At 72.1% G+C, this 25,557-nt stretch carries 26 protein-coding genes; 15 read left to right on the top strand and 11 right to left on the bottom strand.

Annotated features, from left to right (window positions below; translation table 11 throughout):
* Positions 1-4 precede the first annotated feature (4 nt).
* From GC203_RS21550 to argH, 4 genes are all read right to left on the bottom strand, one after another.
* Entirely contained in the window at positions 5-988 is a 984-nt protein-coding gene (locus GC203_RS21550; protein ID WP_293458748.1) for an alpha/beta hydrolase, read from the bottom strand.
* Positions 989-1,105: 117 nt separating this feature from the next.
* A complete protein-coding gene (lysA, locus tag GC203_RS21545; RefSeq protein WP_293458747.1) occupies positions 1,106-2,389 on the bottom strand; it encodes a diaminopimelate decarboxylase in 1,284 nt (427 codons plus the stop codon).
* Positions 2,386-2,643, bottom strand: coding sequence for a hypothetical protein (locus GC203_RS21540; protein ID WP_293458745.1), 258 nt, complete (start codon positions 2,641-2,643; stop codon positions 2,386-2,388). Before GC203_RS21540 ends, lysA begins: the two co-directional genes overlap by 4 nt.
* 152 nt (positions 2,644-2,795) lie before the next feature.
* Positions 2,796-4,217, bottom strand: a complete 1,422-nt coding sequence (gene argH / locus GC203_RS21535; RefSeq protein ID WP_293458743.1) for an argininosuccinate lyase — start codon at positions 4,215-4,217, stop codon at positions 2,796-2,798.
* Between argH and GC203_RS21530 the strand changes: the two genes are divergently transcribed.
* Complete coding sequence (locus GC203_RS21530; RefSeq protein ID WP_293458741.1) at positions 4,218-4,847, top strand: TlpA disulfide reductase family protein; 630 nt, start codon at positions 4,218-4,220, stop codon at positions 4,845-4,847.
* A 7-nt stretch (positions 4,848-4,854) separates the two neighbouring features.
* Here the strand turns inward: GC203_RS21530 and GC203_RS21525 are convergent, their stop codons facing one another.
* The gene (locus GC203_RS21525) at positions 4,855-5,277 is read right to left on the bottom strand and encodes a helix-turn-helix domain-containing protein (protein WP_293458739.1); all 423 of its coding nucleotides are present in this window, start codon (positions 5,275-5,277) and stop codon (positions 4,855-4,857) included.
* A 210-nt stretch (positions 5,278-5,487) separates the two neighbouring features.
* Here GC203_RS21525 and GC203_RS21520 point away from each other — a divergent pair, with 210 nt between their 5' ends.
* Positions 5,488-5,739 carry a hypothetical protein gene (locus tag GC203_RS21520; protein ID WP_293458738.1) on the top strand — a complete coding sequence of 84 codons (252 nt, stop codon included), beginning with the start codon at positions 5,488-5,490 and terminating at the stop codon, positions 5,737-5,739.
* Between the two features lie 25 nt (positions 5,740-5,764).
* Here GC203_RS21520 and GC203_RS21515 read toward each other — a convergent pair whose 3' ends face one another.
* Positions 5,765-6,820, bottom strand: a complete 1,056-nt coding sequence (locus GC203_RS21515) for an endonuclease/exonuclease/phosphatase family protein (protein ID WP_293458736.1) — start codon at positions 6,818-6,820, stop codon at positions 5,765-5,767.
* Positions 6,821-7,125: 305 nt separating this feature from the next.
* Here GC203_RS21515 and GC203_RS21510 point away from each other — a divergent pair, with 305 nt between their 5' ends.
* Together GC203_RS21510 and GC203_RS21505 are read left to right on the top strand one after the other, a co-directional pair.
* Entirely contained in the window at positions 7,126-7,521 is a 396-nt protein-coding gene (locus tag GC203_RS21510; protein ID WP_293458734.1) for a hypothetical protein, read from the top strand.
* A gap of 83 nt (positions 7,522-7,604) precedes the next feature.
* Entirely contained in the window at positions 7,605-8,393 is a 789-nt protein-coding gene (locus GC203_RS21505) for a hypothetical protein (RefSeq protein ID WP_293458733.1), read from the top strand.
* A 30-nt stretch (positions 8,394-8,423) separates the two neighbouring features.
* Here GC203_RS21505 and GC203_RS21500 read toward each other — a convergent pair whose 3' ends face one another.
* Positions 8,424-10,055 (bottom strand): SpoIIE family protein phosphatase, encoded by a 1,632-nt coding sequence (locus GC203_RS21500; RefSeq protein WP_293458731.1) that lies wholly within the window; start codon positions 10,053-10,055, stop codon positions 8,424-8,426.
* A 140-nt stretch (positions 10,056-10,195) separates the two neighbouring features.
* Between GC203_RS21500 and GC203_RS21495 the strand changes: the two genes are divergently transcribed.
* From GC203_RS21495 to GC203_RS21480, 4 genes are read left to right on the top strand one after another with little or no spacing between them, the layout of a single operon-like run.
* Entirely contained in the window at positions 10,196-12,826 is a 2,631-nt protein-coding gene (locus GC203_RS21495) for a hypothetical protein (RefSeq protein ID WP_293458729.1), read from the top strand.
* A complete protein-coding gene (locus GC203_RS21490) occupies positions 12,819-13,988 on the top strand; it encodes a hypothetical protein (protein ID WP_293458727.1) in 1,170 nt (389 codons plus the stop codon). The genes GC203_RS21495 and GC203_RS21490 overlap by 8 nt, the downstream gene beginning before the upstream one ends.
* On the top strand, positions 13,985-14,365 hold the full coding sequence (locus GC203_RS21485) for a hypothetical protein (RefSeq protein WP_293458725.1): 381 nt from the start codon (positions 13,985-13,987) through the stop codon (positions 14,363-14,365). The genes GC203_RS21490 and GC203_RS21485 overlap by 4 nt, the downstream gene beginning before the upstream one ends.
* A complete protein-coding gene (locus GC203_RS21480; protein ID WP_293458724.1) occupies positions 14,362-15,603 on the top strand; it encodes a hypothetical protein in 1,242 nt (413 codons plus the stop codon). Before GC203_RS21485 ends, GC203_RS21480 begins: the two co-directional genes overlap by 4 nt.
* Here GC203_RS21480 and GC203_RS21475 read toward each other — a convergent pair.
* Positions 15,580-15,912: an STAS domain-containing protein gene (locus GC203_RS21475; RefSeq protein WP_293458722.1), complete on the bottom strand. Its 333-nt coding sequence runs from the start codon at positions 15,910-15,912 to the stop codon at positions 15,580-15,582. The two genes, GC203_RS21480 and GC203_RS21475, sit on opposite strands and share 24 nt — an antisense overlap.
* A 114-nt stretch (positions 15,913-16,026) precedes the next feature.
* Here GC203_RS21475 and GC203_RS21470 point away from each other — a divergent pair, with 114 nt between their 5' ends.
* The 4 genes from GC203_RS21470 to GC203_RS21455 are packed head-to-tail and all read left to right on the top strand — an operon-like array spanning position 16,027 to position 18,703.
* Complete coding sequence (locus GC203_RS21470) at positions 16,027-16,470, top strand: ATP-binding protein (protein WP_293458720.1); 444 nt, start codon at positions 16,027-16,029, stop codon at positions 16,468-16,470.
* Between the two features lie 2 nt (positions 16,471-16,472).
* Positions 16,473-16,970 (top strand): SET domain-containing protein-lysine N-methyltransferase, encoded by a 498-nt coding sequence (locus GC203_RS21465; protein WP_293458718.1) that lies wholly within the window; start codon positions 16,473-16,475, stop codon positions 16,968-16,970.
* The gene (locus GC203_RS21460) at positions 16,967-18,199 is read left to right on the top strand and encodes a diaminopimelate decarboxylase (RefSeq protein ID WP_293458716.1); all 1,233 of its coding nucleotides are present in this window, start codon (positions 16,967-16,969) and stop codon (positions 18,197-18,199) included. The genes GC203_RS21465 and GC203_RS21460 overlap by 4 nt, the downstream gene beginning before the upstream one ends.
* Positions 18,200-18,253: 54 nt before the next feature.
* Positions 18,254-18,703 carry a hypothetical protein gene (locus GC203_RS21455; protein WP_293458714.1) on the top strand — a complete coding sequence of 150 codons (450 nt, stop codon included), beginning with the start codon at positions 18,254-18,256 and terminating at the stop codon, positions 18,701-18,703.
* An 82-nt stretch (positions 18,704-18,785) separates the two neighbouring features.
* Here GC203_RS21455 and GC203_RS21450 read toward each other — a convergent pair whose 3' ends face one another.
* Complete coding sequence (locus GC203_RS21450) at positions 18,786-19,082, bottom strand: hypothetical protein (protein ID WP_293458713.1); 297 nt, start codon at positions 19,080-19,082, stop codon at positions 18,786-18,788.
* Positions 19,083-19,203: 121 nt separating this feature from the next.
* Here GC203_RS21450 and GC203_RS21445 point away from each other — a divergent pair, with 121 nt between their 5' ends.
* Positions 19,204-19,635 (top strand): low molecular weight phosphatase family protein, encoded by a 432-nt coding sequence (locus GC203_RS21445; protein ID WP_293458711.1) that lies wholly within the window; start codon positions 19,204-19,206, stop codon positions 19,633-19,635.
* A gap of 12 nt (positions 19,636-19,647) precedes the next feature.
* On the opposite strand, the gene GC203_RS21440 is transcribed toward GC203_RS21445, so the two are convergent.
* Both GC203_RS21440 and GC203_RS21435 read right to left on the bottom strand, forming a co-directional pair.
* A complete protein-coding gene (locus GC203_RS21440) occupies positions 19,648-20,565 on the bottom strand; it encodes a transglutaminase family protein (protein ID WP_293458709.1) in 918 nt (305 codons plus the stop codon).
* A complete protein-coding gene (locus tag GC203_RS21435) occupies positions 20,562-23,093 on the bottom strand; it encodes a circularly permuted type 2 ATP-grasp protein (RefSeq protein ID WP_293458707.1) in 2,532 nt (843 codons plus the stop codon). Before GC203_RS21435 ends, GC203_RS21440 begins: the two co-directional genes overlap by 4 nt.
* A 126-nt stretch (positions 23,094-23,219) precedes the next feature.
* On the opposite strand from GC203_RS21435, the gene GC203_RS21430 reads away from it, so the two are divergent.
* Complete coding sequence (locus GC203_RS21430; RefSeq protein WP_293458706.1) at positions 23,220-24,152, top strand: glutaminase; 933 nt, start codon at positions 23,220-23,222, stop codon at positions 24,150-24,152.
* Positions 24,153-24,252: 100 nt separating this feature from the next.
* Complete coding sequence (locus GC203_RS21425) at positions 24,253-25,233, top strand: dihydrodipicolinate synthase family protein (protein WP_293458704.1); 981 nt, start codon at positions 24,253-24,255, stop codon at positions 25,231-25,233.
* Positions 25,234-25,557: the final 324 nt, after the last annotated feature.

Here is a 25,557-nt window from a genome sequence, read left to right as displayed (position 1 = left end):
CGCCTCAGTCCTCGGAACGGGCGCTGGCGGACGACTTGCCGACGTGGCTTTCGAACCAGGCGACCATCGCGGCCATGGCCTGGGTGGCGTAGGCGTCGGTCCTGGCCGGGTCGCCTTTGACATAGAAGTCGTGGTCGGCCCCCGGGAACATCGTCAGCCGGTTTTCGACCCCGGCGCTGTCGAGGGCCGCGTGCATGGCCTCGCTCTGCGCGGGCGGCACGCCCCGGTCGGCGTCGCCGTGCAGTATCAGGGTCGGCGGATCGCTGGCGTCGACGCTGTGGATGGGCGAGACCGAGGCCATCAGCTTGTCGTCGAAGGCGATGGGGCCGGCCTTGGGGAGGCCCCGCAGCAGGATGGCCAGGTCGGTGGGCGGGAAGTAGGCGACGACGGCCGCGACGCGGTTGCCCAGGCGCTCCAGGGGGTTGGCGGCGGCGGGGTCGCCGTCGTCGGCCATCATGCCGGCGACGAGGGCCAGATGGCCGCCGGCGCTCGCGCCCCACACGCCGATGCGCGCGGGATCGGCGCCGTAGTCGGCGGCGTGCAGCTTGATGTGGCGCATCCCGAGCCGCACGTCGGCGACCGCGTCGGGCACCTGGAAGCGCGGCGCCGAGGAATGGTAGAGCGCGACCACGGTGAAGCCCTTGTCGATCAGGGCCTGATAGCGGGCCTGGCGCTCTTCCGGCGGGGCCCATGACGACCGCCAGCCGGCGGACACCATGTTGACCACGAGCGCGCCGTTGGCGTTCTTCACCGGCTTGAAGACGTCGTAGGTGAGCGCCATGCCGTCGCGGTGGCCGTAGATGACGTCGCGGACATAGGTCGCCGTCTTCAGTTCCGCGGGCGTGGGCGGCCGAAGCGCGTTTCGCGGATAGCCGCTGAGCGGCGGGCCGGGGTCGGCGGGCGGCGGGCCGGGCGCCTGCGCCACGGCGGCGCCGCATGCGCCGACGGCGATGACGACGGCGAGCGCCGCGCTGCGGAGCCTGTTCATGGACGATCCTTCCCTGACGATCGGAGCCTAGCCAACCACACGGCGGCGCGCCACGCCCGGCGGCGCCCCTCTCCCGGCCTCTCCCTCTCCGCTTCGCGGGGGGAGAGGGGGTGGCGGCTATTGCTGCCAGGGCGGGGCGGCTTCCCGCGCCAGCATTTCCTCGTAGGTGGGCCTGGGGCGGACGACGGCCCACCGGTCGCCCTTGACCAGCACCTCGGGGACGAGGGGGCGGGAGTTGTACTCGCTGGCCATGGCGGCGCCGTAGGCGCCGGCGGTCATGAAGGCGACGAGGTCGCCGGGGCCGAGCGGCGGCAGGGCGCGGTCGCGGGTGAAGGTGTCGCCGGTCTCGCAGATGGGGCCGACCACGTCGTAGGGCTTGTCTGACCCGGCGCCGTCGGCGGGGCGTGGGACGACCGGGCGGATGTCGTGGAAGGCGTCGTACATGGCCGGGCGCATGAGGTCGTTCATGGCCGCGTCGAGCACCAGGAAGCGGCGGCCCTCGGGGCGCTGGTGCACGTGGATGACGCGGGCCAGCAGGACGCCGGCGTTGGCGGCGATCATGCGGCCGGGCTCGAAGGCCAGCTCGATGTCGAGGCCGGCCATGGCGCGGGCGATCATGGCGGCGTAGTCGGCGGGCGAGGGGGGCTCGGGCTGGTCGAAATAGGGCGCGCCCAGGCCGCCGCCGAGGTCGAGGCGCTGGAGGGGCAGGCCCTCGGCGCGGATGCGCTCGACCAGGCCGCGCATCTTGGCGAAGGCGGCCTCCATGGGGGCCAGGTCGACGATCTGGCTGCCGATGTGGCAGGCGACGCCCACGGGGCGCACGCCGGCCATGTTGGCGGCGTTGGCGTAGAGGCGCTCGGCTTCCGAGAAGCTGACGCCGAACTTGTTGTCGGACTTGCCGGTGGAGATCTTGGCGTGGCCGCCGGCGGCGATGTCGGGGTTCACCCGGATGGCGATGTCGGCGCGCTTGCCGCGGGCGTGGGCGATACGGCTGACGACGTGCAGCTCGGGCTCGGACTCCACGTTGATCTCGGCCACGCCCGTATCGACGGCGAAGGCGATCTCGGCCTCGGTCTTGCCGACGCCGGAGAAGACGATGCGCTGCGGCGGGATGCCGGCGGCCAGCGCGCGGCGGATCTCGCCCTCGGAGACGGTGTCGGCGCCGGCGCCCAGGTCGCCCAGGGTGCGCAGGACGGCCACGTTGGAGTTGGCCTTGACCGCATAGGCGATCAGCGGGGCCTTGAGGCCGGCGGCGGCCAGGGCGTCGCGCAGGACGGTGTAGTGCCGCTCGAGCGTGGCGGTGGAATAGACGTAGACGGGCGTGCCGACGGCCTCGGCGATGGCGCGCAGGGAAACGCCCTCGCAGTGGAGCTCGCCGCCCCGCAGCTCGAAGTGGTTCATTGCGGCTGGTCGGGCGCCGTGAGGGTGGGCGCGGCGTCGTCGGAGCGGTCGCGCGGGTCGACCGTCTTCACCGGCCGGTTGGGATCGGGCGGCGGCGGGGCGTCGGCGTCGGTCGGCGCGGGCGCGTGGCCGAACATCGGGCCGGGGCGTTCGAGCTGGCCCACCTTGCCGCAGCCGGAAAGGGCGGCGGCGGCGGCGAAGGCCGCGCCGAGGACAGCCAGGCGCCGCAAGGCGGGGAAGGTTTCATCCGTCATCCCAGGCCTTGTGCCTGGGATCCCTCTCGAAGCCGCACGGCGCGCGCCGGTCTCGAACCGGCCGTGCGGCCGATCGAGGGATCCTCGCCACAAGGGCGAGGATGACGGCGTGGAAGCGGCAAGGCCTCGGCGTTGGCTGCGGACGCGACGGCTCATGCCAGGATCTCCTTCCAACGCGCGATCTGGGCGCGGACCTGCTCGGGGGCCGCGCCGCCATAGCTCCGGCGGCTGGCGGCGGAGGCCTGCGGCGTGAGCACGCCGAAGATGGCGTCGGTGATGCGGTTGTCCAGGGCCTTCAGCTCGGCGAGGGGAAGGCCGGGCAGGTCGACGCCCAGTTCCTCGGCGCGCTTCACGGCCGCGCCGGTGACGTGGTGGGCGTCGCGGAAGGGGATCCCCAGCTCGCGCACCAGCCAGTCGGCGAGGTCGGTGGCGGTGGAGAAGCCGGCGCCGGCGGCGGCCTTCATGGCTTCGGCATTGGGCCGCATGTCGGCGACCATGCCGGCCATGGCCAGCAGGGAGAGCTCCAGGGCGTCGAAGGCCTCGAAGGTGGGGACCTTGTCCTCCTGCATGTCCTTCGAATAGGTCAGCGGCAGGCCCTTCATGACCACCGTGAGCTGGGTGAACGACCCCAGCAGGCGGCCGACCTTGGCGCGGATGAGTTCGGCCGCGTCGGGGTTTTTCTTCTGCGGCATGATCGACGAGCCGGTGGTGAAGGCGTCGGAGAGCTTCACGAAGCCGAACTGCGGCGTCATCCAGATCACGATCTCTTCGGCCAGGCGCGAGAGGTGGGCGCCGCAGATGGCGGCGGCGGCCAGGGCCTCGAGCGCGAAGTCGCGGTCGGCGACGCTGTCGAGCGAGTTGGCGGTGGGGCGGTCGAAGCCCAGCGCCTTGGCCGTCATGTGGCGGTCGATCGGGAAGGGCGAGCCGGCCAGGGCGGCGGCGCCCAGCGGGCTCTCGTTCATCCGCGCCCGGGCGTCGGCGAAGCGGGCGGCATCGCGGCCGAACATCTCCACATAGGCCATCATGTGGTGGCCGAAGGTGACCGGCTGGGCGGGCTGGAGGTGGGTGAAGCCCGGCATGACCGCGTCGGCGTGGGCCTCGGCCTGGGCGACCAGCGCGCGCTGGAGCGCCTGGAGCTGGCCCACGGTGCGGTCGCAGGCGTCACGCACCCACAGGCGGAAGTCGAGCGCCACCTGGTCGTTGCGCGAGCGGGCGGTGTGCAGGCGGCCGGCGGCGGGCCCGATCAGCTCGCGCAGCCGGGCCTCCACGTTCATGTGGATATCCTCGAACTCGTCACGGAACGGGAAGGTCCCGGCGGCGATCTCGGCCTCGATCCGCGACAGACCGTCCTGGATGGCGGCCTCGTCCTCGCTTGAAATCACGCCGACAGTGCGCAACATCGCCGCGTGCGCCCGCGACCCGGCCAGGTCCTGCGCCGCAAGCCGCTTGTCGAAGCCGATGGAGACGTTGATCGCCTGCATCAGTTCGGCCGGCTTCCCCGAGAAACGGCCGCCCCACATGGCCTGGCCCGCAGGTGCGGCCGAGGCGGGCGGATCAGAGGAGTCGTCGGTCATATGAGTGAAGGTCCGCAGGCGTCCGTGAAGCCCCGGCGCAACGTTCTGGCCTGGGCGCTCGTGTGCGCCGCCTTGGCCGGCGTCGCGGCGGTTCTCTACATCATCGTCCAGGCTTCCACCAAGCCGGCGCCCGTGGTGCATACCGAAGAGGCCGCCGCCGCGCCCAAGAGCGACTTCGCCGCCAAGCTCGTCACGCCCAAGGCCCCGACGCCGCCGCCGGACTACGTGTTCTACGACGCCAGCGGCAAGGCGATGAAGATCGCCGACCTGAAGGGCAAGGTGGTGGTGATGAACGTCTGGGCCACCTGGTGCGCGCCCTGCAAGATCGAGATGCCGACGCTGGCCAAGCTGGCGGCGGAGTTCAAGGGCAAGCCGGTGGCGGTGGTGCCGATCAGCATCGACACGCCCGAGGCGGCGGCCAACGCGCGGCTGTTCATCGCCCAGAACGGGCCGCTCGACTTCTACCACGACCGGGAGATGAAGCTGCCGTTCAAGATCGGCGCGGCCGGCGCGCCGACCACGGTGATCTACGGCCGCGACGGCCTGGAGGTCGCGCGCGTGGCGGGCGAGGCCGACTGGTCGGGCCCCGAGGCCAAGGCCCTGATCGACAAGGCCCTGGCCGCCGACTGAGGCGCGGTCAGGCCGGGACGGTCTGCTTCGAGGCCGCCGGCTGCTGCTGGGCGGTCAAGGTGCGCACCAGATTGACCAGCGAGAGCCGCACGTCGGGCGGCAGCCGTTCGTAGGCCGAGAGCAGCTCCAGCGCGCCCGGCGTGCGCATGCGGGTGAGCAGGTCGAGATCCTCGGCGGTTTCCTTGTCGGCCCCGTCGAAGACGTCCATCAGGTCGGTCACGCGGCAGCGCAGGGCGCGCGAAATCTGGACCAGACGCGAGAACGAGATGCGGTTGGCGCCGTTTTCGTACTTCTGAATCTGCTGGAAACTGACCCCGCACTGTTCGGCCAGCGCCTCCTGCGACATCCCGATCGTCCGTCGCCGAATACGCACCGCGGCCCCCAACGCGATGTCCATCGGATCAGGCGCCTTGGTCGACACCTCCGCCATAACAAACCTCCTTTGCGCGGGTGTCCCCGTCCGACCCCGCAAGTACCGGTTGTCGAATAAAGAACCTTGTTTTGGAATTGCAAAGCTTTTTCAGCCGCAAGGCGATCCGCTGCAACCGACGCGCCTTCCGATTGCAGGGCGCGGTTAAGGTCTTGGTGACCGAAGCACCGCGCAACTGCGGCGGTTCCGTCCGACGAGTTTGCGAAGACCATGCACGTCTACCAGCTTCACCCACCCTTCGACCACGGCGCCGCCCTGCGGGTGCCGCCGGCGAACGACCGGAAGAACTGGGCCGTGCTCTGGCAGTGGCTGGGCGAGGACGCGCGCGCCGTGGCCGAGGCCAGCGCCATCCAGGTGCGCACCCCCGACGGCCTGGTGATCGCCCACACCGGCGACTGGATCGTGCTCTCGCACTCGGGCTCGTTCCACGTGGCCCACGCGGTCAGGTCCTGCGACGCCTAGACGGGCGGCGGGGCTAACCGGCGAATCACCGCGTCCAGGAGACCTTGAAGCCGAGGGACTTGCCGAGCTTGGGCGTCACCTCGACGCCGGGGGCCAGGCGGGCGGCGGCGAGGGTGGCGGCCGACCAGCTCAGGCGGTAGCGGACGAGGTAGCCCTCGTGATCGGAGAGGCGCTTGCCGCGGGCGTCGAACAGGGTCTCGACCTCGACCGGGCGCACGCGCACGCCGCCGGGGGCGAAGGCCTGCAGGTCCTGCGAGCGCAGCCAGGGCTCGGCGACCGCGTCGGCCGCCCCCGCCCCGCAGCCCGAGCCGTCGCGGCTGCAGAACTCGCTGACCACGGTGTAGGGGCGCTTCAGGGCATCGAAGTAGTAGCGCTCGGGGGCGTTCTTCACGTTGAAGTCGCCGCCCACCAGCATGGGCGCGCCGTCGCGGCGGTTGGCCTCGATGAAGGCGATCAGCTCGCGGGTCTGCTCGTTGTGGGCCTCGCGGGCCTCGGCGGGCGGCGCGCGCGAGGCGTGGCGGGCGTTCATGTGCGTGTTGACGACGTCGAGGGCCACCGGCAGGCCGGCGGCGGCGACGCGGGCCATCATCGCGCCCTTGTTGGCCATGCAGTCGATGCCGGCGCAGCTGCGGTAGGCGATGGCCTCGACGTCGAGGATGGGCGCGTCGGAGAGGATGTGCAGGCCGCTGCCGGTGAACTTGGGCGCGCCCAGGCCGGGCGGGGCGCCGGGCCCCTCGGCGGGGGCGGCGGCGTCGAAGCGGTCCGGGCCCTGGGCCCAGTAGCGGTAGCCGCTCTCGCGGACGAGGTCGGCGATCTCGCCCCGGAAGCCCTCCTGCAGCAGGACGACGTCGGGCTGGCGGCCCTCGCGGCGCATCTCGGCCAGCTCGCGGCCGATCCGCTTCAGCGCCTTGCCGCGGCCGAAGGCGATGGGCCAGGGCAGGCCCTTGACGTTGTAGGTGAGGACGCTGATCTCGGCCGTCTGCAGCGGGCCCGAGGGGATCGAGGCCTTCAGGACGGGGGCGGCGCCGGCGCCGCCATCAGCGGGTGCGGCAATCGCGGGAGGCTGGGCAACAGGTTCCAAGTACATCTCACGCCGCTCCAGGACATGCGGGCCCGTGGCTGGCGTTATCGCCGACGCTCAGGCGACGCGTTGTTCAGTGCAGCCCAATGTCTTCTTGTGTCTCTTGTCCGGGCAGGGTGGCGTATGACCTGAGTCCGTGACGCGCCTGTGAAGTGGAGGGCGCGGTTTTGCGACAGTCGACCTGCGTCGACGGCCGGACGGATCACACCAGGATTTGAACGCCTCGCCATGGGCGGCGATGCAACCAGGCGGCGGCGAGCGTCTTCCACAGCCATTCCGAACGAAAGCTGCAAAGGGAGCCGCCCATGAGGGGACGGATCGTCTCAACCCTGTTCGCCACGGCCGCCGCCGCAGGCCTGGCCGGAACCGCCGCCGCCCAGGTGACCGACCCGGTGGTCCGCTATGGCCAGCGTCTGGCCGACCCCGGCGAATTCTATCTCAACACCGAGGACGCCCGCGAGGTCGTGCGCTATTCGAGCCCGCGCGACGTCCGGCTCTGCCTGCCCCGCAACGCCGGCGTCGATCAGCGCGCCGTCGAGGACGTGCCGGTCACCGTCGCCTGGGGCGGCTATCGCGCGACGCTCTATCCGGGCAACTGCCTGTACTTCGACGCCCAGCGGGTGATGGTCAGCCCGGCGAAGCCGTTGCCGAACGGCCAGACCATCCACGGGACGATCGAGGCCGGCGCGACCGGCGGCTGATCGGACGACGCGCGTCGCGCGCGGGTGGCTGGGGCCGGTGGGCTCCTGTATAGCCGACATGGCCAGCAGGGGATTGGGCGGCCATGCTTCGACTATTCCTGTCCGTCGACATGGCGGGCTCGACCGAGTTCAAGGCGCGGTTCACGGGCCAGGGCTCGGGCGGCTGGCTCGACATCTTCCAGACCTTCTTCGCCAACTTCCCGCTGATGTTCGCCGGGCGGGTGGGGCTGGAGTTCCTGGACGACCCCGACGCCAACCCGGCCATCGCGGTGTGGAAGGTGATGGGCGACGAGGTGATCTTCACCGCCGAGCCCGCCAGCGCCGAGGAGCTGACCGCGATCCTGGTGGCGCTCCTGCGGACGATGAAGGCCTATGAGGACCGCCATTTCGAGGCCCTGCCGCTGCGGCTCAAGGCGACGGCGTGGCTGGCCGACTTCGCCGGGCCCAACATCGAGATCGAGGTGCCGGAGCTGTCGAACGGCGACGGGGCGCACCTCGACTACATCGGGCCCGACATCGACCTGGGCTTCCGGGTCTCGAAGTTCTCGCGGCCGGCCAGCATGGCGCTGTCGCTGGACATTCTGGAGCTGGTGCTGGCGGCGGAGAACGCCGGGCGCTGCGCGCTGTACCTGATGGGGCGCGAGCCGCTGAAGGGGGTGATGTTCGGCCGGCCCTATCCGATCATCTGGATGCACGACGCCGAGGCGGCGTTCGACTTCCTGCCGTGGGAGGTGGAGCAGGACCCGCTGATCGCCGCCGCCGTGAAGGCCCAGCCGACGCCGCCGGAGACCCTGAAGGCCGAGATCGAGACCATGCGCCTCTACCTGCGCAAGATGCACGGCCGGGACCGGCCGCCGGTGAAGCTGGGGTAGCTGCCTCCCCCTCCGCCGGGATGAGCGGGGTCAGGCTCCCTCGTACCTGACCACGAGGATGGCGATGTCGTCCGACTGGGGGACGGCGCCCACGAAGACGCGGACGTCGGCGGCCAGGCCCTGGGCGATGGCCTGGGCCGAGGCCTCGGCCTCGGCGGCGGCGAGGGCGGCCTCGATGCGCTGGTTGGTGAAGAGGGCGTCCTCGGCGTTGGTGGCTTCCGACACGCCGTCGGTGAACAGGACCAGCGCGTCGCCGGGCGCGAGCTGGAAGCGGGCGGTCTCGAAGGCCGCGTCGTCGAAGACGCCCAGCGCCATGCCGCGCTGCTTCGGCAGGCGCTCGATGGCGCCGCCGGCGCGGCGGACGAAGGGCGCCTCGTGGCCGCCGTCGCTGTATTCGACCTCGCCGGTGCGCAGGTCGAGCACGCCGCAGATGGCGGTGACGAACATCTCGGCGGCGTTGTCTCGGGTAAGCTCCAGGTTCACCCGGGCCATGATCTCGCCGGTGGTGACGGACGACCCGGCGTGCGCCTTGAAGAGGGTGGTGGTCATGGCCATGAACAGGGCGGCCGGCACGCCCTTGCCCGACACGTCGCCGACCACGAAGAACAGCCGGTTCCGGTCGATCAGGTGGTAGTCGTAGAGGTCGCCGCCGACCTCGCGGGCCGATTCCAGCATGGCGAAGACGTCGATCTCGCCCCGGCCCGGGAAGGGCGGGAACTCGCGCGGGAGCAGGCCCACCTGGATGTCGCGGGCGGCCGACAGTTCGCCTTCCACCCGCTCGCGCGCCGCGGTGGCGGCCTCCATCTCCACGAGATAGCGCTGGAGCCGCGCGATCATGGCCGACATGGCCTCGGCGAGGCTGCCCACCTCGTCGGCGCGCTTGCGGCTGATGGCGCGCATGGCGGCGGTCTCGGTCTCGTCAGGCTGGAAGTTCCGCTGGCCCATGTTGCGGGTGAAGGTGGTGAGCCGGGTGAGCGGCTGGACGATGCGGTCGACCAGCAGCCAGCCCAGCGCCATGGACAGCGCGAACATGGCCGCCCCCACCGCGATGGAGGTCTTCAGCGCCTGGACCAGCTTGTCCTGCACGACGCCCAGGGCGATGTCGGCGCCCAGGACATAGGTGCGCCCGTCCTTGGCGCGGGCGGGGACGTAGATCGAGCGGAAGCGGCCGAACGAGTCCTCGTATTCGTCGAAGCGGACCTTGTGGTCGTCGAACGAGCGGCGCAGGCGGTCCGGGGCGGTGTCGTAGAGGGCGAAGAACGGCGTTTCGCTGTGCTCGGCGACCTCGCGCGGGGTGGCGCTGGTGGAGGCCGTGCGGATCTCGTTCCCGAAGCGCATGTAGGTGTAGACGTAGACGAGGTCGGCCCGCTCGGCGAAGCGCGAGAGGCGGTCCTGGAGCGCGGCGAATTCCTCCGGCGGGATCGAGTCGGCGTCTTGGATGCGGCGATGATAGCCGTCGGGCACGATCTCGCGGACGGCCTCGGCGGCGGTGCGCAGCCGCCCGTCGATGCCGGAAATGATGTCGTGCCGGTCGATGTTGTAGAGCACCGCCGAATAGGCGACGGCCGACGTCAGGCTCAGCACGAAGAGCAGCAGCAGGAGCTGAAGCTTGAGGCCGAAGCGGCGGGGCCGCGCGGCGAAGTCTTCTCCAACGTCGTCCATCGCGCGCGGGCGCCTGCCTCCGTCCGGGATTCCAACCTAGTCTATCGAAAGGGATGTGACCCGCGTTAACGTGGCCGTCGGTCTTTCCCGGCATGAGGGGCCTACACCAGAAGATTGCAGGGGAGGGCGGGCAGATCCTGTTGAACCGGATCTTGCGGGTCGAAGCCGGCGAGTGGCCCAAGCTCGTCCAGTTCGGCCTCTTCGGCCTGCTGCTGCAGGCCGGCCTTGGCGTGGGTTTCGCGGCCGGGGACGCGGCGTTCCTGGCCCACGTGGGCTCGGACAAGCTGCCGGTCATCTTCGTGCTCACCCCGCCGGTGATGCTGATCTACACCGCGGCGTTCTCGTTCCTGCTGGTCCGCTTCTCGATGGACCGGGTGGTGGACGTGACCCTGGGGCTGCTGGCCCTGGGCGGCGTGGCGGGCTGGGCCCTGCTGTCGGCGGGTCTGCCGCCGGCGATGGACCACCTCTTCTACTACGCGCTGAAGCTGTACCTGGCGGTCTGGTACATCGCGCTCTACTCGCTGTTCTGGAACTTCACCGACGCCTATTTCGACATCCAGGACGCCAAGCGGCTGTTCCCGCTGTTCTCGGCCTTCTGCGCCCTGGGGATGAGCCTGGGCGCCGGGGTGGTCAGCGTGTTCTCCGAGACGATCCCGACGCGGGCCTTCCTGCTGGTCTGGGCGGGCGTGGCGGTGGCGACGGCGCCGATGGCGATCGTGCTGCGCCGGCGGTGGCGGCGGATCGCCGATTCGGACGCCGACCTGGACGACGACGAAGGCGGGGTGCTGAAGCAGCTGGCGCTGGTGGCGCGGACGTTCCGCACCTCGCGCTACGCCCTGATGCTGGCGGCGATGCTGTTCGTCACCCTGCTGCTGACCAACCTGGCGGAGTTCCAGTACGCCACCGTGCTGCAGAAGGGGCGCAGCGAGGCCGAGCTGGCGAGCCTGTTCGGCCGGCTCTACGCCGCGGCCAGCGTCTTCAACCTTCTGGTCTGCCTGTTCGTCTTCAACCGGCTGGTGACGCGGATCGGGGTGCGCAACGTGGCCCTGATCCTGCCGCTGACCTACTTCGCGGCCTTCGGCTACTTCTTCCTGGTGGGCGGGACGGCGGCGGCGCTGGCGGCGTTCTTCGCCTATCACGGCGTGCTCACCTCGATCGAGTACAACAACCAGAACCTGCTGTTCAACGCCGCGCCCTCGGCGGTGAAGCGGCCGTTCCGCACGATCGTGGAGGGGCTGTGCGAGCCGATGGCCAGCCTGCTGGCCGGCGGCTTCCTGCTGCTCTTCGCCAGGCACATGGACCTGCGGGAGCTGTCGGGCGTGGGCGTGCTGCTGGGCGCCGCGCTGATCGCCCTGGCGACGGCGCTGCGGCACTTCTACCCGGGCGCCATGGCCGACAACATGCGCCGCGGCTGGCTGAACTTCGCCGATCGCTCGGTGGCGGCGCCGGCGTTCGATCCGGCGGCGAGCGAGCTGCTGCGCCAGAAGACCCAGGAGGCCGACTCGGGCGTGGCGGCGGCGGCGCGGGCCCTGCTGCACGCCCGGCCGCCGCTGGCGGCGCGTCCGGCCGACCCCGACGCCGAACTCTCGCCCGCCACCGAGGCCTTCGCGGCCAAGCTGGAGGACCCTTCGCCCGCGGCGCGCCGGGCCGCGCTGCAGGCGCTGGTCAGCGTGGCCGGGCGCGGGGACATCGGCCTCGTGCCGCCGCTGGTGGCGGGCCTGCCGGCGATGGACCGCGAGAGCCGGGCGGTCGCCCTGTCGCTGCTGGGCGTGATCGGCGACGTGGATGCGATCCCGCAGGTGCTGGCGGCGGCGGCCCAGCTCAGCCCGCGCGAGCTGCGCGCCACCGAGGCGATGCTGGCGGGGCTGGGCGAGCCCGCCATCCCGCGGCTGGCGCAGGCGCTCGCCAACAGCCAGGCGTCGTACCGGGCCCGCTCGATCGCCGCCCGGGCGCTGGCCGATCTGTCGTACGCGCAGTTCCTGTCGCAGCTGGACCGGCTGGTGAGCGAGGAGCTGGACGCCACCGCCCGACGGCTGGCCACCGCCCGGATGTTCGAGGCCCAGGCGGAAGGCTCGCCCGCGCTGGAGCTGCTGGCCCACGCCTACCGGGGGCGGATCGGCGAGGCGGTGGACTTCGTGCTGGAGCTGCTGGCCATCGGCGGCTTCCTGCCTGACTTCGACCTGCTGATCGTCTCGCTGCACTCGGCCAACCCCAAGGTGCGGGGCAATGCGGTGGAGGCCATCGCCAGCGGCCTGCCCCACGCCACCTGGCGGCGGCTGGACCCGTTGATCAACCGGCGCGCGGGCCGGGCGGGCGCGGCGGGCGGCGCGGTCGACCTGATCCCGCTGCTGGAGGAGGCGCTGGCCTCCGGGCGCGGCTTCGAGGTCGCGGCCGCGGCCCAGGCGCTGGCCGAGCGGACGCCGCCGGCCGGCCTCGCCGCGGCGTTGCGGCCGGCGCTCGCGCGCGACCTGCCAGCCTCGGCGCGCGAGAGCGTCGCGGCGCTGCTGGACCTGGACGGCGAGGCCGCCGTGACGCTGGTGGACGTGGTGGCGGAGCTGCGCGCGCGGCCCGAGTTCGCCGCCGCCTCGATCGACGCGCTGACCACGCTTGCCGAACGCGTGCGCCCCGAGGCCGGGCGGCGGGCCATCGAGCTTGCGGTAAAGGGCCGGACGCTGTGCCTGGCCGGTCCCGACATCGACGAAGCCGCGGCGCGCTATCCCGACCTCGCCCTGACGCTGCTCAAGGCCACGGACACGCGCGCCTATGCGTGAGGGGATCCCGATACAGACGCTGCTCTGGCGGACCTTCACGCCGGCCATCGTGGTGATCGCCATCGCGCTGGGCGCCCTGGTCTACAGCCGGCTCTACGACACGATCCTGGACGGCTTCTCGCGCAAGCTGGTGACGACGAGCGCGCTGACCGGCGCCCTGATCGACCCGGCCGACCACGACTGGCTGATCGCGCAGGCGGTGAAGCCCGACGCCGATCCCGAGGCGCTGGAGGCGACGCCGCAGTACCGGCGCAACGTCGAGCCGCTGCGGCGGATCCGGCGCGAGCTGGGACTGACCTACCTCTATTCGCAGGTGCTGGGCGGACCGAAGGACGTCTTCTACGTGCTGGACGGCACCGAGGGGGAGGAGCACTCGTCCATCGGCGCGGCCGACGAGCTGCCGGCGGCGACCCGGACCGGGCTGAGGCGCGCGCAGACCGACGGCACGATCTACATCTCGCCGATCGAGTTCCAGGAGCAGTGGGGCCTCTTGAAGACGGCGGCGGCGCCGATGCGCGGCGCGGACGGGGCGATCACGGCCACGGCGGGCGCCGACGTGAACATCTCGGTGATCCAGGTGGCGACGCAGAACGCCCTGTTCGTCAGCGCCATGATCGGAGCGGCCTCGCTGCTGGCCAGCGCCCTCATGACGATCTGGATCGTGCGCTGGGTGGCCCAGCCGATCGAGGGACTGAAGGGCGACGCCCTGCGGATCGCCGTGGGCGACCGCGCTCCGCCCACGGCGCTGAAGGCGCCGCGCGAGGTGGCGCGGCTGCGCGAGGCGCTGGCGGACCTGGCGGCCCACCTGACGGGCTCGATGCGCGCCGCCTGGACCGAGACGCTGGCCCACGACCGGGCGCGCAACCACGAGACCCTGGCCGCGGCGCTGGACGGCGAGGGCGAGGTGGCGCTGGCCGACGACGGGGCGAGGCGGGTGATCTGGGCGCCGCCGCCGCACGCCGGTCCCGAGGCGGCGCTGGAGCGGGCGGCTATGGTCGATCTCGCGGCGCGGTTCGCGGCCGATCCCGAGCTCACGGCCGGCTGGCGCGGCCTGGCGCTGGCCGAGCACGGTGCGGTGCTGGCGGTCGACCGCAAATCCGGGCGCGCCGAGCGGGCCTCGGGATCGGCGGACGCCGCCGCGGCCTGGGAGGCGGGGGCATGATCGGCGCCGAGACTGTCCGTCGCCTGTTCGCCCTGCGCGCCGTGGCGCCCTTCGACCGGCTGGAGGACGCCGAGCTGCTGCTGATCGCGCGCCACGCCCGGCGGCGCGACTTCGAGCCCGGCCGGGTGGTCGCGGCGGCCGGGACGGTGGCGGAGACGCTGTTCGTGACGGTGGAGGGCGGCGCGCTGGCCGCCGGCGCCGCGGCGCCCACGGTGTTCGACGCCCCAGGCCTGCTGTTCGGGCTGGCGACGCCCGCCGACATCGCCGCGGGACCGGAGGGGCTGGGCGCGCTGGTGATCGCCAAGCCGCATGTGTTCACCATCGCGCGCGAATGCCCCGAGTTCGTGGTGGGCCTCAGGGAGTTCGCCCGTCCATGAGCGTGCGCCGCATCTTCCTGATGATGATCGTGCCCCTGTTCCTGCTGCTGGCGGGGGTGAACGGGGCGCTGCTCTACGCCTGGGAGAAGAGCGAGGCGGCGCACGGGCTGGAGAACCAGGCGCTGGCCGCCGCGGTGACGGTCGCGGCCTTCGCCGCCGGGAACGACGACCTCGCCGCGGCGCTGGCCGATCCGCGCCGCGACGCGGCCCTGCGCAAGGCGGTCGGCAAGATCGAGGGGCTGGAGGCGATCTACCTGGTAGGGGCCGACGGCCGGGCGCGGCGCATCGCGGGCGCGGGGCCGGAGGCGCCGCCGGGACGGTTCGATCCGCCGACGACGGCGGCAGCCCTGCCGGTGCGCCTGACGGCCGACGGCCGGCGCGTGGCGCCCGCCGTGGCGCCGGCCGCGGACGGCCGCTACGCCGTGGCGCTGATCGACGCCGAACCGCTGGCGGCCCAGGTGACCCAGGTAGGGCTGCTGGTGGCGGCGCTGGTGGCGGGCGCGGGCCTCCTGGGCCTGGTGCTGGCCGGACTGGTCGCGCGCCGCATCACCCGCGAGCTGGCCCGCGACAGCGCGATGATCGCGGCGATCCGCGACGGCGCCGCCGACGACCCGCAGGACCTCGCCATCCGCGAGACCCAGGACCTAGCCGAGGCGGTGCGGCTGATGCGGGTGAGCGTCGAGGCCCGGCAGGCGCGGGGACGGCGCGAACTGGCGCTCAGGGACCGCCGCCGCGGCGAGGCCGCCGCCGCGCGCGCCTGGCGCGACGAGGCGTTCCCGCCCCTGGACGCCGAGGCCGGCGGCGCGCGGGTGGCCGTGCGCATCCTGGGGGAACCCGGGCCGGGCGCCTTCTACGCCCTTTGCGACCGGGCCGCGGCCGGACTGGTGGCGCTGGGCGAATGCGAGGGGGTGACGCCGGCGCGGGCGCTGGCCGGGGCCCTGGCCGCCCGCCGCTATTTCGAGGCCGGTCCGCCAGACTCCGACGTCGAGGGCTGGATCGCGCGCGGGCGGCGGGCGTTCGCCGTCCGGCGGCTGGCGTGGCGAGCATGGGCCGACGGAACGGCTCCGGCCGCGGGGGTGCTGGCGCTGCTGGACGAGGACGCCGTGGGCCGCGCGCAGGCCTATGGCGCGCGGGCGGGCGGGCTCAGGCCGGCCGAGATCGCGGAGGACCTCGACGCGCTGCTGGGCGCCGACGGCGCGGTGGCGGTTGTGGGCTCAGCCGAGGCTGGCGAGGGCTGACTCCACGTCGGGCTCGATCGCGAAGATGGCCGTGAAGCCGCTGACGTCGAAGACCTCGCGGACCGAATCGGAGAGTCCGGCCAGGACCAGCCTGTGGCCCTTGGCGCGGGCGGCCTTGGCCCCGATGAGCAGCACGCGCAGGCCGGCGGAGCTGACGTAGGGCACGTCGGCGAGGCTGAGGACGGTGGCGGCGTTGGCCTCGACGCGGGCGGGCAGGACCGCCTCGAGCGCGGCGGCGGTGTTGCTGTCGAGCCGGCCCGACGCCGAAACCACGACGGCGCCGTCCCGCGTCTCCTCGGTGATCTGCATCGCTCGCCTTCTCCGTCGGCCCGAACCGGGGCCAGTATCGGGGCGATTGTGATATCGTTCCACTCGATTAAGCTCCGGCGTCGGGTGGCGGCGCAGCCCCGGGGCTCCGGCGAGATGGATTCGGATTTTTCCCGCACGCTCAACGCCCGGAGCGACTTCCCCGCGGCGCTCGATGCGCTCGAATCGCACCTCGCGGACCGTGGCGCGCCGCAGGCGGCGGTGTCGGCGGTCATGGTCGCGGCCGACGAGGTGATCAGCAACATCCTGAACCACGGCGGCGACGCCGAATCACCCCCTCGCGTGGAGATCGACGTCCGCGTCGGCCCGGGCGAGGTGGCGATGGAGATCGTGGACGACGGATTGGCCTTCAACCCGATCGACGCGCCGGCGCCCGACACCGCGCTTTCCGTGGAGGATCGCGCCATCGGCGGGCTGGGGATCCATCTCGTGCGCGAACTGATGGACAGCGTGCGCTACGAGCGCGCGGACGGCCGAAACCGTTTGTGGTTCGTAAAGACCTATGGACAAGCCTCGAAGCCCTCCAGAACAGGACCCTGAACATGTCGGCCGGTAGCGAGCTGCGCCACGACGATCCCGCAGCCCAGCCTCTCGAAGACCGCGAAGAGGGATTACGCGTCTGCCACGCCAACCCCGAGCGTGGGTTGGGCGTCGAGACCCTCGTCGCGCGGCGGGCCGGCGAGGTGATCCACCGCTTCACCGGCGACATCGGGCCGGAGCTGCTGCTGCACACGCTGCAGGTCGGGCCGGACGCGCACATCTCCAACACCCGCTTCATCGGCTTCCTGCTGCACAGCTGCGCGCCGAACTGCCGGCTGGACATGGCGACGTTCGAACTGGTGGCGCTGGAGGACGTCCGCGCGGGCGGCCTCTTGACCATTGACTACGCCGCGACCGAGGACCGGCTCTACCGCCAATTCGCCTGCCACTGCGGCGCGCCGCACTGCCGCCGCTGGATCACCGGCCGGGCCGAGCCGGTGAACGCCGAGGGACGCGAGTGGCTGGCCCTGGGGGAAGCCTCGTGGGGCGAAGGCTCGTGAGCGCCCGGCCCGCGCCGGCGCCTCAGCCGGGGTTCTGGTGGGCGCGAGACGATCTCGATTTCCAGGATGGGCGGCTGCATCTGGCGGGCGTGGACGTGGCGGCGCGGGCGCAGGCGGCGGACGGGCCCTTGTTCCTCTACAGCGCCGCGCGGGTGCGGGCGAACCTCGCGCGGCTGACGGGCGCCCTTGGCCAGACCGGCCGGCCGACGCGGCTCTACTACGCGATGAAGGCCAACCGCTTCGTCCCCCTGCTGGAGGCGATGGCGTGGTGGGGACTGAACGGGATCGACGTCTGCTCGCCGGCCGAGCTGGAGCGGGCGCTGGCCTGCGGCTTCGCCGCGCGCGACGTGAGCTTCACGGGCACGGCGGTGGCCAACCGCGACCTCGACAGGCTGCTGGCGCACCCGGAGCTGACCATCAACTGCGACTCCGTCGGCATGATCCGGCGGATCGGCGAGCGCACGCCGGGCCGGGCCATCGGCGTGCGGGTGAACCCCGAGCGGGGCGTGGGCTATGGCGACAGCGACAAGCTGACCTATGCCGGCCAGGCGGCCACCAAGTTCGGCGTCTATCGCGCGCAGTTCGGCGAGGCGCTGGCCACGGCGCGGGCCCACGGGCTTTCCATCACCTCGCTGCACTTCCACGTGGGCTGCGGCTATCTCGACGGCCAGCTCGGCGACTGGGAGGCGGCGATCGCGGCGGGGCTCGCATTCCTCGACGACCTGCCCGACGTGCGGACCGTGAACGTGGGCGGCGGCCTGGGCCTGCCGCACCGGCCGGCGGACGCAGCCCTGGACCTGGCGCGCTGGGCCGCCGTGCTGAAGCGGCGCTTCGCGGGGCGCGACGTGACCGTGGCGGTCGAGCCCGGGGACTATGTGGTCAAGGACGCGGGCCTGCTGGCGCTGCAGGTCACCGACGTCGAGGTGAAGCGCGACGTGACCTTCGTGAGCGTGGACGGCGGCTTCAACCTGGCGCCCGAGCCCGCCTACTACGGCCTGCCGTGCGAGCCGGTGGCCTGCGCGCCGCGCGACTGGGACGCGGGCCGATGGGCGCCGGTGACGGTCGCCGGCAACATCAACGAGGCGCTCGACGTCTGGGCGGCCGACCACCCCATGCCGCCTATGGCCGAGGGGGATATCGTCGCCCTGCTGAACGCCGGCGGCTATGCCGCGTCGATGAGCTCGAACCACTGCATGCGCGGCGAGTTCGCCGAAGAGCTGGTGGGGTAGGGGGGCGTCGTGGGCGGTACCATGCTTCCAAACCCAGATCCCAGATACGGCCCGATGAGAACGGTCTTCGAGCTGTCGAAGCAGCTGGAGGGCGATCCTGAGCAGGTCGCTCTTGCGCAAGCCCTCACGCGGAACAGCTCCAAGCCTCAGATGGGACTAGCGGGTACGCTGGGCCTGTTCGGGTCTGAGCAGTGGTGGAGGAGCATCAACGATGGAAGGATGCCCCTGGAGTTTGTCAGCGGCGTCATCATCCATGCCTACCGAGCAGGCCAGGACGACGCGGGACCGACAAACACTGTGGAGATTCGGGCCGACGATGACTCGGTGCGGTCGCTCGGGATCTATGTGAACAATCCTAAGGACAGGCGGCTCTTTCGGCCCGGGTTCGCCACAAGCATTGTCTACGCCCTCGACGAGTTAAAGCCGGAAGCCGCCCGGAACTCCAGGTGTCGCTATTCAAGGGTGGCATTGGAGATGTCGGTGTCACTCGCGGCGGTCGACTGAGTGAAGTCCAAGGCCCGCCTCGGCCCAGCGAGGCGATGACCTCTCACCTACATTGACTCACTAAGTCGGCGCGGGCGGCCAGTCAGTTGGCGTCAATCTTCGCTAGAGCGGCTTTCGCCGGTCGGTTCAGATAGTCCCATTGCTCCGCTGCGATGAGGCGCAGTTCGGCCTCGTGGCGTTTCAGGAGAGTCGCGGGATATTCTGCGATGATATTCGCCGCCGCCCAGGGCGCATCGCCCGCATCCTCGCCCTCGAGCGCGATCTCGACCAAGGCGGCAAGGGTCGCACCATCATTCATGCGCGCCTCGAAGAACGTCATCGCTGCGCCAGCCTTCCGCTGGTCGGTTGTGTCGATGAGCTTTGTGCGCAGGTCATCCATGGCGTTCAGTTTGCGCAGGGCTACCAAAGCCCGCAACTGGCCTGGTGCGGGTTCCCAGAACCTCCCCTTTCCGACCCATCCTCTACGTTGACGCCTCGCGCCGGCGCGGTTTGATCCGGGGATGGAGAAGGTCCTCTGCGTCTGTGTCGGCAACATCAGCCGCAGCCCGATGATGCAGGCGCTGCTGCAGCAGCGGTTGGGCGCGGGCTTCCAGGTCGAAAGCGCCGGCGTGCAGGCGGGGCTGGCGGGCCGGCCGGCCAATCACCGTTCGGTCGCGTGCCTGCAGGAGCGCGGCATCGACCTGAGCGGCCATGTCAGTCGCTGGATCGGGGACCTGGACCTCGGCCAGTACCGATGGATCGTCTGCGTGGGCCACGAGGAGGCCGGGCAGGTTCGCGCCATACTGGGATCGGGCCCGGCGACGGTGCTGGTGGCCAATGCGGACCGGGGCGGGGTTCCCGACCCCTACGAACACGGGATGGAAGGCTATCGGGCCTGCGCGGCGCTGCTGGACGAGGTGATGCCGGACATCGCGCGGCGGATCGGCGGGTAGCCGCCCCTCTCCCTACCCTCTCCCCTCTCGCTTCGCGTGGGGGAGAGGGGGTTCTTCCTGCGGGATGACGTCGACCTCGACCTTCAGGGTCTGGGCGCCGGAGGCCAGGATGACGCCGTCGATGGGGGCGACGTCGGCGTAGTCGCGGCCCACGGCCAGCGCGATGTGGTCGTTGTCGGCGAGGATGGCGTTGGTGGGGTCGAAGCCCACCCAGCCCGTCGCCTCACCGCACCAGACCGAGACCCAGGCGTGGGTGGCGTCGGCGCCCTCCAGCCGCGGCTGGCCCGGCGGCGGAATGGTGCGCAGGTAGCCGCTGACGTAGGCGGCCGGCAGGCCCAGGCCGCGCAGGCCCACGATCATGATCTGGGTGAAGTCCTGGCAGACCCCATGGCGGGCCGCGAAGGCCTGGGCCACGGGGGTGGAGACCTCGGTGGCGCCGGGGTCGTAGCGGAAGTCGGCGTGGATGCGGGCGTTGAGCTCGGCGACGGCGGCCAGGATCGGCCGGCCCGGCGGGAAGCTCTGCCGCGCGTAGTCGGTGATCTGGGGGGTGATCGGCGTGCGCGGGGTGGGGAACAGGAACGAGGCCGCGCCCTCGGGGCCGATGTCGCGGGTCATCAGGGCGGCGGCGCGGACGGCCTCCCAGGGCAGGCTGGCGCCGAAGTCGGGCGGCGGCGGGACGTGGACGTCGATGCGCGCGCGGGCCTCGATGACCAGCTCGCGATGCGGCGTGTCGACCCGGACGGTCACGATGCGCGCGCCGAAGGGGCCGGTGCGTTCGCGGCGCGCCGAGGGCTCGGGCGTGACGGTCAGAGAGGATTCCAGGACGGTCTGGGTGGCGGAGTCCCGGGGCGTCAGGCGCAGGACGCAGCGGGCGAAGGAGACCTCGTCCTGGTAGTTGTAGGTGGTGCGGTGGCGCAGGTCGTAGATCACGCCAGACCCACGAGCTTGACCGTCGGGACGGCGTTGGCGCCCTGGAGGAAGAAGCGGTCGGCGATGGCGTTGGAGGCGCGCGTCAGGGCCTCCTCCCAGGCCAGCACCTTGTCGGCGCCGAGGCCGGCGGCGTCCTCGGTCTCCAGCTCGGCGGCCAGGGGCAGCAGGACGCGCGACGGCGGCTCGGGGATGCCGTCCTCCTGCAGGGTGGGCAGGACGGCGAGGTGGTCCTTCAGCGCCTCGACCTGGAAGGCCACCGAGCGGGTGTTGAACGGGTCGAGCATGACGAGGTCGCGCACGGCGGTGAGCGCCAGGCCCACGAGGTAGCGGGCGCGGTAGGTGATCTGGCTGTCGTTGAGGTCGAGCAGCAGGTCGAGGTCGTCGATGGTGGCGTCGTCGTGGGCCAGCATGCGGGCGAGCTGGCAGGTGTTGACCGCCCGTTCGAGGCGGCGGCCCATGTCGAGGAAACGCCAGCCTGCCACGCGGTTCATGTTCTCCTGGGCGAGGCCGGAGAGGGCGGCCAGATGGCGCAGCGCCGCCTCGGTCTGCTGCAGGGCCTCGGCCTCGGAGGAGAGTTCGGCCGCGCCGTCGGTGAGACCGGCCTCCAGTTCGACCAGCAGGCCCCAGAAGTCGGCCGAGAGGCGTTCGCGCATGCCCGAGGCGGTGCGCTTGGCGGCGCGGGCGAGGTGGATCACCGAGCCGAAGGCGGCGGCGTCGTGCAGGCTGTCGCGGGCCGCGTCGAGCGCGCGGGGGCCCTTGGCCGGCGCCGACAGGGCGCCCCATTCCACGAGCAGGCGGTGCAGGACGTCGAAGGTCTCGCCGCGGCCGTGCAGGGAGGACTCGGAGTCCATCAGGCTGGAGCAGAGGGCGCGGACCAGCCGCAGGGTGGCCTCGGTGCGCTCCAGGTAGCGGCCCAGCCAGAAGAGGTTGTCGGCCGCGCGGCTGGGCAGGTGGCCCAGGATGCGGCGCACGCGCACCTCGTCGCCGCTGGCGATCAGGCTCATCCGTTCGACGGGCTTGTCGTCCATCACCCAGACGTCGGTGGTGCGCGCACCCTCGCCCATGGAGATGGCCCGCACGTCGGCGCGGTCGAGGGTGCGGCAGAAGCCGCCGGGCATGACCCGCAGGCCATCGGGGGTGGCGGCGACGAAGACCCGCAGGGTGAAGGGCGCGGGCTCCAGGGCGCCGTCGCGCAGCACCGGCATGGTCGACAGGCGCACGACCTCCTGGCCCACGAAGTCGCCGGGGCGCTCGGCCATGCGCGCGCGCAGCAGGGCCTGCTCGTCGGGGGACAGGTCGGCGAACAGGCGGGGCCCGGCGAGCAGCCCGCCGCCGGCGCCGCCGTTGAAGGCCGGCGCCACCACCATCTCGTCGAGCGCGCCCTCGACCAGCGCCTGCTCGCGCGGCTGGCCGCACCACCAGGTGGCGATGTTGGGGAGCTTGAGGTCCTCACCCAGCAGGCGCTGGCAGAGCGAGGGCAGGAAGCCCAGCAGCGCGCGGGACTCGGCGACGCCGGCGCCCGGCATGTTGAGCACGGTGACGCCGCCGGCGCGGATGGCCTCCAGCATGCCGGGCACGCCCAGCTGGGAGGCGGCGTTCAACTCCAGGGGATCGAGGAAGTCGGCGTCGACGCGGCGCAGGATCACGTCGGCCCGCTTCAGGCCGGCGATGGTGCGCACGTAGACCTTGCCCTCGCGGGCCACGAGGTCGTCGCCCTCGACCAGCAGGAAGCCGAGGTAGCGGGCGAGGTGGGCCTGTTCGAAATAGGTCTGGCTGTAGGGGCCCGGCGTCAGCAGGCAGATGCGCGGATCGGTTCGGTCGGCCGCGGCCGAGAGCCCGCGCCGCAGGGCGTCGAAGAACGGCGCCAGGCGGTGGATGTTGAGGCCGTTGTAGAGGTTGGGGAAGGCGCGGCTGACCACCAGGCGGTTTTCCAGCGCGTAGCCGGCGCCGGACGGGGCCTGGGTGCGGTCGCCCAGCACCCACCAGCGCCCGTCCGGGCCGCGGCCGAGGTCGGCGGCGTAGAGGGTCATGTAGCGGCCGCCCGGCGGCGGCACGTCGCGCATCGGACGCACGAAGTCCGGGCTGCCGGTGATGGCGGCGGCGGGCAGGACGCCCTCGGCGGCGAGGCGGCCCTCGCCGTAGACGTCGCGCAGGACGGCCTCGATGAGGTTGGCGCGCTGGGCGACGCCGGCGGCGATCTCGTCCCACTCGTCGCGGCCCAGGATCAGGGGCAGGGGATCGAGCGGCCAGCTGCGCTCGGTCTCCTCGCCGTAGATGCGGTAGGAGGCGCCGGAATCGCGGATGTGGCGCGCCGCCATGCCGAACCGCGCCCAGGACTCGCCCTCGCCATAGGCCGCCAGCTCGCGCAGGAAGGCCGTCCAGCAATCGCGGGGGCGGCCATCGGGGCCGAACAGTTCGTCGGCGGCGCCGGGCAGGGCGCGGTAGCCGGCGAGCCAGCGGTCCAGGCGCTGCTCGGCGCCCGGATCCGGCCCCTGGGACCGCGCCTGGACGGGGATGTCGTCGGCCACCGGCGCTCCTGAAGTCCCTGGGTTGGCGGCAAGGCGATCTTGACCGGGGCGGCAGCATAGGCACGACTGCGCGCACCGGTCACGCGGCGCGTGGTTGCGCCGGCGGCGGGGCGTCGGGGGCCGATCATGTCCGCAAGCGAAAGCCTCGCCGACGCCGTGGCGGCCGTGGGCCGCGAGATGCAGGCGCACCGCGGCGAGGGCCAGGTGGCCGACTACATCCCGGCCCTGGCGCGGGTGGACGCCAACCGGTTCGGCCTGGCGGCGATCACCTGCGACGGCGAGGCGGTGGAGACGGGCGACGCCTGGGTCCCGTTCTCGATCCAGAGCATCTCGAAGGTGTTCACCCTGACGCTGGCGCTGGAGCGCTTGGGCGAGGGCCTGTGGGCGCGGGTGGGCCGCGAGCCCTCGGGATCGCGGTTCAACTCCATCGTCCAGCTCGAGGCCGAGCAGGGGGTGCCGCGCAACCCCTTCATCAACGCCGGCGCCATCGTGGTGACCGACGCCGTGCTGGCCGGCCGCACGCCCGAGGTCGCGATCGCCGACATCCGCGACACCCTGCGCCGGCTGTCGGAGACCGACGCGATCGACGTGGACAAGGAGGTCGCCGCCTCCGAGGCGGAAACCGGCTACCGCAACTTCGCCCTGGCCAACTTCATGAAAGGGTTCGGCAACATCCACGGCCCGGTGGACGACGTGCTGACCACCTACTTCAACCAGTGCTCGCTTCGGATCACCTGCCGCCAGCTGGCGCGGGCCGGGCTGTTCCTGGCCAACGGCGGGAAGGACCCGATCAGCGGCGAACAGGTGGTCTCGGCCGAGCACGCGCGGCGGATCAACGCCATCATGCTGACCTGCGGCCACTACGACGCCTCGGGCGACTTCGCCTTCAAGGTGGGGCTGCCGGGCAAGAGCGGCGTGGGCGGCGGCATCCTGCTGATCGCGCCGGGACGCGCGGCGGTGGCGGTGTGGTCGCCCGGGCTCAACGCGGTCGGCAACTCGCAGGTGGGGACCCTGGCGCTGGAGCGGCTGGCGGCGCGGATGGGCTGGTCGGTTTTTTGACGCCGACGACAAAGGCCGGCGCCGCGCCGGTTTTTCGTTGCCACGGTACGGCATTCGGCAATTCTGTCCGAGACCGGCGTCAGACCGGCTGGGAGGAAACATGGACGCGACGCGCAGGGATGCGCTGGGCCTGGCCGGCATGGCCACGGCCGCAGCCGCGCTGGCGGGGCCGGGCCTGGCGAAGGCCGCCCCCGATCTCGGAAGCCCGACCAAGACGCTGTTCTGGACCGCCACCATCACGCCCTGCGACAAGGCGGGGAAGTTCGATGCGGGGGCGTTCCGGGACATCCTGGCCTGGCAGAAGCACAACGGCGCCGATGGGGTGGTGGTGCTGGGCACGAGCGGGGAGTTCCCCTCGTTCTCGGTCGCCGAGCGCAAGCTGATCGCCGAGACGGCGCTGAAGAACAAGAACGGCCTGAACGTCATCATCGGGCCGGGCACGTCGAACTTCCCGGAGACCCTGGAACTGGCGCGGCACGCCGAGGACCACGGCGCCGACGGCCTGCTGGTGATCCCGCCGTTCTACTTCAACAACCCGCCCACCGAGGGGCTGACGCGCTACTATTCGGCGCTGTTCGACCAGGTGCGGATCCCGATCAACCTCTACCATATCCCCGGGACCAGCGAGGCGCCGATCTCGATCGAGCTGCTGAAGAGCCTCAGCCAGTATCCGAACCTGGCCGGGATCAAGGACTCCAGCGGCAACGCCGAGGGCTACGCGGCGTTCGTGCAGAGCTTCCCGCAGCTCAACATGCGGACCGGCACCAACAGCAACCTGGAGCGGGCGCTGGACAACGGCATGGGCGCGATCCTGGCCGACGGCAACGTGTTCACGAAGCTCTGCGCCGACGTGTTCGCCGCCTACCACGCCAAGCAGGACTACAAGCCGGCGCTGGCGCGGCTGCGCGACGCCCAGCGGGCGGTGCGGGGCCTGGGCGGGCCGCCCGCGGCGATGAAGTACGGGCTGAGCCTGCAGCTCGGCGGGGCGCCGATCTATCCGCGCGCGCCGCTGGTCGAGGTGGCCGACGACCAGAAGGCCGCGATCAAGCTGGCCGTCGAGAAGCTCAAGGATATGGCCTGAACCGGGGCGCGGGGGGGGGGGGGGGAAGAGGAAAGGGTTGGGGTTAGGCTGAGCGCGCCTTTTTCGGCGGAAGCGCGGCGCGCACGCGGCGGCGCCGTTGCCGTTCCGGCGGCGAGGGGTTTGCAGAGGAGCGGAGCGGGGCGGGGCGCGTGAGGGTGCGGCGCGGCGCGCCACCGCGGTGCGCGCTGGCGCGGCGGCTCGCGCGGCCGAGTTCCTCGGTGGGGAGGCATGGGCTTGCTGCCCTAGGTATAGGGTCCAGGGCTTGCGAGGCGTCGGGGCAGGTTTTTACGAGGGGGGAACGGCTGGGGGGGGCGGAGGGGAGGG

Origin of the sequence: Phenylobacterium sp. (assembly GCF_016124325.1) — a bacterium.
GTDB lineage: Bacteria > Pseudomonadota > Alphaproteobacteria > Caulobacterales > Caulobacteraceae > Phenylobacterium.
Note: the sequence above shows the minus strand (reverse complement) of the source record. Positions and strands in the feature narration are given on the sequence as shown.